The 6,722-nt window shown below is 60.2% G+C and carries 8 protein-coding genes; 5 read left to right on the forward strand and 3 right to left on the reverse strand.

Features of this window, described 5'->3' with window-relative positions:
* Position 1 precedes the first annotated feature (1 nt).
* Positions 2 to 1,270 (forward strand): D-tagatose-bisphosphate aldolase, class II, non-catalytic subunit, encoded by a 1,269-nt coding sequence (locus tag NE852_RS28070; protein ID WP_008530122.1) that lies wholly within the window; start codon positions 2 to 4, stop codon positions 1,268 to 1,270.
* Positions 1,271 to 1,299: 29 nt separating this feature from the next.
* On the opposite strand, the gene NE852_RS28075 is transcribed toward NE852_RS28070, so the two are convergent.
* The gene (locus NE852_RS28075) at positions 1,300 to 1,899 is read right to left on the reverse strand and encodes a TetR/AcrR family transcriptional regulator (RefSeq protein WP_008530123.1); all 600 of its coding nucleotides are present in this window, start codon (positions 1,897 to 1,899) and stop codon (positions 1,300 to 1,302) included.
* Between the two features lie 119 nt (positions 1,900 to 2,018).
* Here NE852_RS28075 and NE852_RS28080 point away from each other — a divergent pair, with 119 nt between their 5' ends.
* Positions 2,019 to 2,447: a hypothetical protein gene (locus NE852_RS28080; RefSeq protein WP_008530125.1), complete on the forward strand. Its 429-nt coding sequence runs from the start codon at positions 2,019 to 2,021 to the stop codon at positions 2,445 to 2,447.
* Between the two features lie 94 nt (positions 2,448 to 2,541).
* Positions 2,542 to 2,937: a VOC family protein gene (locus NE852_RS28085; protein WP_008530126.1), complete on the forward strand. Its 396-nt coding sequence runs from the start codon at positions 2,542 to 2,544 to the stop codon at positions 2,935 to 2,937.
* Positions 2,938 to 3,012: 75 nt separating this feature from the next.
* On the opposite strand, the gene NE852_RS28090 is transcribed toward NE852_RS28085, so the two are convergent.
* Together NE852_RS28090 and otsB are read right to left on the reverse strand one after the other, a co-directional pair.
* Entirely contained in the window at positions 3,013 to 3,777 is a 765-nt protein-coding gene (locus NE852_RS28090) for an SDR family NAD(P)-dependent oxidoreductase (protein WP_008530128.1), read from the reverse strand.
* Between the two features lie 71 nt (positions 3,778 to 3,848).
* Complete coding sequence (gene otsB / locus NE852_RS28095) at positions 3,849 to 4,628, reverse strand: trehalose-phosphatase (RefSeq protein WP_258156905.1); 780 nt, start codon at positions 4,626 to 4,628, stop codon at positions 3,849 to 3,851.
* 121 nt (positions 4,629 to 4,749) lie between these two features.
* Between otsB and NE852_RS28100 the strand changes: the two genes are divergently transcribed.
* Positions 4,750 to 5,835 (forward strand): ROK family protein, encoded by a 1,086-nt coding sequence (locus NE852_RS28100; RefSeq protein WP_008530132.1) that lies wholly within the window; start codon positions 4,750 to 4,752, stop codon positions 5,833 to 5,835.
* A 442-nt stretch (positions 5,836 to 6,277) separates the two neighbouring features.
* Entirely contained in the window at positions 6,278 to 6,454 is a 177-nt protein-coding gene (locus NE852_RS28105) for a hypothetical protein (RefSeq protein WP_164841433.1), read from the forward strand.
* Positions 6,455 to 6,722 lie beyond the last annotated feature (268 nt).

Below are 6,722 nucleotides of genomic sequence, written 5' to 3' on the forward strand. Positions count from 1 at the left end.
AATGGACCGGATACTGACCCGTCTTGCCGCCGCGCGGCGCGAAGGCAGGCCCTTCGGCATTACCTCCGTCTGCTCCGCTCATCCCCTCGTTCTCAGGGCTGCTATCCGGCGGGCGGTGCAGGAGGGCGGACCGGTTCTGATCGAGGCCACCTGCAACCAGGTCAACCATCTCGGCGGCTATACCGGCATGAGGCCCGAAGACTTCATTCGCTCAACCGAGGGCATTGCAGTCGAGGAAGGGCTCGATCGCTCCCGGATGATCTTCGGCGGCGATCATCTCGGCCCCAATCCATGGCGCGGGCAAGCGCCGGAGGCAGCGCTCGAAAAGGCCGAGGTCATGGTTGAGGCCTATGTCAAAGCGGGGTTCGGCAAGATCCATCTCGACGCCTCGATGGGCTGTGCCGGCGAGCCGGCCGCGCTCGATGACGCGACGATCGCCGAGCGTGCCGCAAGGCTGGCGCAGGTGAGCGAAAGGACCGCGAAGGCGATCGGCGCACCGCTGCCGCTCTATATTCTCGGCACGGAGGTTCCGGTGCCGGGCGGCGCCGACCGTGCGCTCGAAGAACTCCGGCCGACCGCCCCGGACGCCGCGCGCGCAACGATCGCCATTCATCGCGAAATCTTCTCGCGCGCAGGATTGGAGGACGCTTTTTCCCGCGTCATCGCTTTCGTCGTCCAGCCGGGTGTCGAATTCGGCAGCGAGAACGTCATCGGTTACAGGCCCGAGCTTGCGACTGAATTGACCGCGCTCCTCGACGAAGAACCGCAATTCGTCTTCGAGGCCCATTCCACCGACTATCAGACACGCCCTGCCCTGACGAGGCTGGTGAAGGATGGTTTTCCGATCCTGAAGGTCGGCCCGGGCCTGACCTTTGCGCTGCGCGAGGCGTCTTATGCGCTCGATATGATCGCCTCCGAGATGGTTGCTGGTTACGGCGACAGGCCGCTGGCCGCCGCAATGGAGGCGGCGATGTTGTCAGCACCCGGCGACTGGCAGGCGCATTATCATGGCGACGCCACCGCCCTGCGCCTGCAGCGCCACTATAGCTACAGCGACCGCATCCGCTATTACTGGAACAGGCCCGAAGCCAATCGGGCCTTCGAGAAGCTGCTCGATGCATTGCGAGGCAAGGCTATCGCGGAAACGCTGCTTCACCAGTTCCTGCCTCAGCTTTCGGCAGCCGAAGCCGGCGATCCCGAAAATATCCTGATTTCAGCGGTCGATCGCGTCCTTGCCGACTATCAGAGCGCTTGCGGCACGCCGTCCTGAGCAACGACCGCGTCGTGAAGGCCAGTAGATCAATTTCCAGGCTCCATCGCCGTCAAAGCAGCCTGCGTGACGACATCTGCAATGCGTTCGGACAGCGCCGGGTCGGAAACGGCGCGCGCAAGCGTAACGCCACCGCTCAGCATGGCGAGTAGCAGAATTGCTTGATCACCCCGGCGCCTTTCGGATTGGCCTTGCGTTTTCTGCTCCGGCAGCCCGGCCGCGACGTCCTCGACGAGGCGTTTGATCTCGGCCGTATAGGCGCTTCGCGTTTCATCGTCCGCGCGCATCACGTCGGGAGAAAGGCTCGGCAGAGCGCAGCTCTCACCCAATTCGCAGGTTCTTTTGTAGCCGAGATAATAGCCGACGAATGTCGCCAGCCAGTCCTTCGGTTGATTGGCTTTCAGTTCCGCAATTCCCCGCCGCAGCTCTTCCAGGCCCGTCAGAACGGCAGTACGAAAGGCTTCGCCCTTCGACTTGAAATGTCCGTAGAAGGCGCCGTTGGTCACGCCCGCGGCCTTGGTCAATGCGTCAATACCGGCGCCGCCATAACCTTCCTTTCGGAAAACCTGTCCTGCCGCCGCGATGACTCGCGTTCGGGTCTCTTGCTTGTGTTCGGCACTGTAGCGCATGGATACCTCATACGGAGTGATCGCTCTTTATCTCTTGATAAGAGAGTGATCGATGTGTATGCATAAAGAGTGATCACTATATATCAGAAATGGTCACGGTCCAAACAAGGAGACACGCGATGCCCATCACACTCACGCTGCCGGAAGGTCTGCTTTCTCAGCAAGCGCAGGCACAAGCATTTGCCGGCCTGACGGACGCGTTGCTGGATGTTGCCGATTTGACCGGCAATGCTTTCATGACCGCCAATATCATCGGCACCATCAACGTGCTGCCACGCGAGCATGTGCTTGCGGGGGGAGCGCCAGTCGCCGCGGCGTTCATCGAACTCAAGCTGCCCGAGATTGCGCTGGCGAGCGCTGAAGCAAAACAGGCCTTCTTCCAGAAAGCGACCGATGTCGTCGAACAGGCCGCGGAGGGCCGGCTGAAGCGCGAGCACATATGGTCCAACATCGTCTATGCGCCCGAGGGCGCGTGGGGTATCGCCGGCCGCAGCTACGACAACGCCGAGCTTGTCGGCGCCATCCAGGCTGCGGCTGCCGCCTCGTAACGATCGGCGCGCACGCGCGGAAATCTCAACCTGATGCAAGACCGGGCCGGCGACAGCGGTGAGTCGCGGTCCGGCGCCACGACGGAGCCAAGCCATGCAGCTTGCCAACTATCTGTTCTTTTCCACGGGCTGCGACGAGGCGCTTGCCTTCTATGCCGAATGCGGGCTTGGGCGTGTCACGCAATTGAAGCGGCACGGCGCAGACGGAATGCCTATTGCCAGCGAAACCATGCGGGGCAAGGTGATGCATGCCCGCTTCGAAGGACCTGGTATTCTGTTCTTCGCCTCGGACAATCACGATGCCGAGCCGATGCGCGGCTCCGCCCATATGTTGATCATGGATGACCGCGACGGTACCGACAGGCTTTTCGCTCGGCTGGCCAAAGGCGGCAAGATAACGACGCCCCTCGCCTTGCAGCCATGGGGAAGCTATTACGGCAAATTCACCGATCGCTTTGGTGTTCAATGGATGCTCGATTGTATGGTGTGATCATGGGCTGCGCATGAGCGAATGTGCTTAGCCGACCAAAGCGGTCGCGGCCCTCCCCAAGCCGATGTTCGTCCATTATCGTGTGGTATAGCCACCATCGATGACGAGGACTTCGCCGGTGACATAGCTTGCCGCCGCTGAGCAGAGAAACAGAGCAGCGCCTGCCACCTCCTCTGGTTGCCCGACCCGCCCCATCGGGGTCATGCTGCGCCAGGTCGGAAACCAGCCGGGATTTTCAATGCCGCCGCGCGACAGGTCGGTCTCGATATAGCCCGGCGCGATGGCGTTGACCCGGATATTCTCGGCGGCAACCTCGCTTGCCAGACTCTTCGTCATCATGTGAACTGCCGCCTTGGACGTGTTATAGGCGACCTGGTTCTGCGGGATGTTGGAGACGAGACCCGACATGGAGCCGATATTCAGGATGACACCGCCGCCCTGACGCCGCATGGGCGCAAGGGCCGCCCGGCAGGCACGGAAGACCGCGTCGACATTAACGGTCATGATCTCGCGCCAGATGGCGTCGGAAAATTCGCCGCTGTCGCCATGAATGGCGATGCCGGCATTATTGACGAGAATGTCGATACGGCCAGTCCGCGAAAGGGTTTCGGTGACGATCTCGTTGGCCGCGTTTTCCTGCTTCAGGTCGGCCGCAATGAAATCGCAATCGACGCCGGCCTTGGAGAGCCGCTCCTCCGCCGCGCTACTACGCGTTCGTCCCGTGATGACGATCTTGGCGCCTGCCTCGCCGAGCGCCTCTGCAATGGCAAGCCCGATGCCGCGTGTACCACCCGTCACCAGCGCCACCTGTCCGTTGAGGCGGAATCTGTCGAAGATCATGGCCATTTCCTTTCTGTGATGGTGGCAGGCGGGTACATCCTCTTCAGATGTCGGTGCTCTGCGGCGGCACCTCAGGCGGCCAGTGCGGCAATGACGTTTCTGACCAGGGCAGCCGAAGACAGCCTGCTCGTGGCGCAGCTCGGGGCGCCGATAGCGCCGACGCGTATGGAAACGCCGCCGCGAGCATTGGCGATGGCAAACATCGATTCGTCGGTCAAGTCGTCGCCAATGGTGATGGGACAACGGTTCCTGAAAGGGTCGGACTGGAAGAACCGCTCCAGCGCATCGCCCTTGCTCGACCGTGCCGGGCGCAGCTCGAACACCATCTTGCCGAGCTGCAACGCCCAGTTCGGTCCGGCGACCTTCGCGTAGTGATGCATGCGGTCTTCGAGAACCTTTTCATATTCGGGCGCAAGCCGGTAATGGGCGGCAACGGCAGCACCCTTGTCTTCGATCAGGACTCCAGGATAGTGCTCGGCCTCGGCCGTCAGCGCATGTTTCAACGCCTGAAACTCAGGCGTCGCCTCGAGCGTATGCATTCCGGCCGCACTCCGGATCTCCGCGCCGTGAAGGCCTGCCGTCGGAAATGCAAAAGGCTTGAACAGCGCGTCGGCATAGGCAAGCGACCGTCCGGTGACCAGCGCCAGGGCGCCTCCGAGCTTGTTCGACAGGCGATGAAGCTGTCCGGGCAGCGCCTCCGGAACCTCGATTGCATCCGGCGTGGGTGCAAGATTGAGCAGCGTCCCGTCGATATCGAGAAACATCGCCCAGCGGTCCGGCTCGTCCAGAACCAATGAAAGCATTTCCTGGGTGGCGTCGTCGTCTTGCACGGCATTCTCCAAACTCGGCAATCATGAAGCTAGGTCGCCAGGCGACGAGGGCAAGATGGTGCCGGTCGCCGGAACATCCGCAGGCAAGTCCGCGTTTTATCTGGCCGCCCATTCGAGCACTCATGCCGCAGAAGGTACATCGATGGCCAAGAGCAGTTCCAAGCACCGCGATGAGGTCAATGCTCCGTTGGCGCATGGCGCCACGATTTTGCCGCTGGTGACCATCGACGACTACAATAATGAACTGCGTGACAAGAACGGTTTCGTCGGCGACAACGCCAACAAGAAGACCTTCCAGCAGAAGCTCGACGATTGGAGAAAACGCGTCCGCAAGTTCGGGGACGACCCGATCGGCAAGGTAGCGACGGCGAAGCTTTCCAAGAAGAAAATCGAGGCTCTCCTGAAAGGGGACGATATGGAGGCTGCTGCGCTTGTGATGGGCGCGGTGGAGGATTTCTCCCAGGACTTTGCCGAGGTGATCCGAAAATTCCTCAAGGACGAGCGCTGGTCCAAGACGGAGCGCATCGTCGTTGGTGGCGGTTTTAGGCAGAGCCGTTTTGGCGAATTGGCGATCGCGAGAACCATGGTTCTTCTCAAAGCCGCCGGCGTCAATATCGAGGTTCTGCCGATCGGCCATCATCCCGACGAGGCGGGGCTGATCGGCTCCGTGCACCTGATGCCGCCCTGGATGTTCAAAGGCTACAAGGCGATCCTGGCGGTCGATATCGGCGGCACAAACGTCCGCGTCGGCATAGTTGAATTTGGAAAGGAAAGGATGCCGCATTTTGCCGATGCGCGAGTCTGGGAATCGGAGATCTGGCGCCATGCCGATGACGAGCCGAGCCGCAGCGCGACAATAGAGAGGCTGGCGGCGATGCTGCGCGACCTGATTGATAAGGCCGAAAAGGCCGATCTGAAACCCGCGCCCATTATCGGGATCGCCTGCCCCGGGATCATCAAAGCCGATGGTTCGATCGAACGCGGCGGGCAGAACCTCCCAGGCGGGAACTGGGAAAGCGACAGCTTCAACCTTCCCGCAGCGCTGATGAAGGCCATTCCCGAGATCGGCGACCACAGCACATTCGTGATGATGCACAATGATGCCGTCGTGCAGGGATTGTCGCAGATCCCCTTCATGAACGACGTGTCGAGATGGGCCGTGCTGACCATCGGCACGGGTTTGGGCAATGCGCATTTTACCAATCGCGAGGAAGCGAAGGCGCGATAGCCGCTTATGCCCCATATGATCAGCGCGCCCCGATCGTGAGGCATTCCCTGCCTGCCGCAGATTCGGCGCCTTATGGTAAACATAAGGTAAACAAAGAAGAATTCCGCAAACGGAAATGAAATGCCGGGTAAGTTCCGCTAGAGAGAGGCGGCCCATTCACGCGTAGCTGGTTGATGGGTCACTCTGTTAAGCGCGATCAAGCCGCTCGGTGACTGGATTGAGCATAGTCGCCGGGGCTCGATTCGCCTAGCAGGCTCGCTACAATTTTACCTTTGATAGACGAACCAAATCTGATGCTCGCAATCGGCCGGTGCGGCGCCCTCCCCTCTACCTCGGCCACATTGGAAAAGATGGTGATAACGCTGACGAACGGTTTTCGTCAGGCTCAAATTGCGCTTATCTCGCGGCCTCACGAAAGTTTTGCGCAGACGAAAGATGGATCATGAACTTCAAGGGAATTAGCGCGCCGCTCAATGCAGGCCGCCTCGAACAGATGCTCGGCCTTGCTCCGTCACGACGTGATTCTGAATCCCATGACGCAAATGATAAGACCTCAGGCAGCGAGCCGGCCCGCGGGTTGGAAGCGGAGAGCCTTTACCGTCCCTCTGCCTATAAATGAGAACAGGGTTCGCCTGAACCGGCCTTTACATGCTGACGAAGGCGAGTCGTCGCCCTTATCGACACATCGAATTGCGGCACCTATATTGAAGCCGTCCTATGTTCGTTGCCATTGTCAGCTGACAACTGCGCTAAGATTCCGGAATTCCACGTAATTTCTCTGTCGAATCTGGTGCGTTATATGTTTGCTAACCAAGAAATCGCTTGACGGAATCGCCAGACTCACGATCATTTGCGCAAAATTACCCAATTTATCAGGATTTGCGTGA

The organism is Rhizobium sp. Pop5 (genome assembly GCF_024721175.1).
Classification (GTDB): domain Bacteria; phylum Pseudomonadota; class Alphaproteobacteria; order Rhizobiales; family Rhizobiaceae; genus Rhizobium.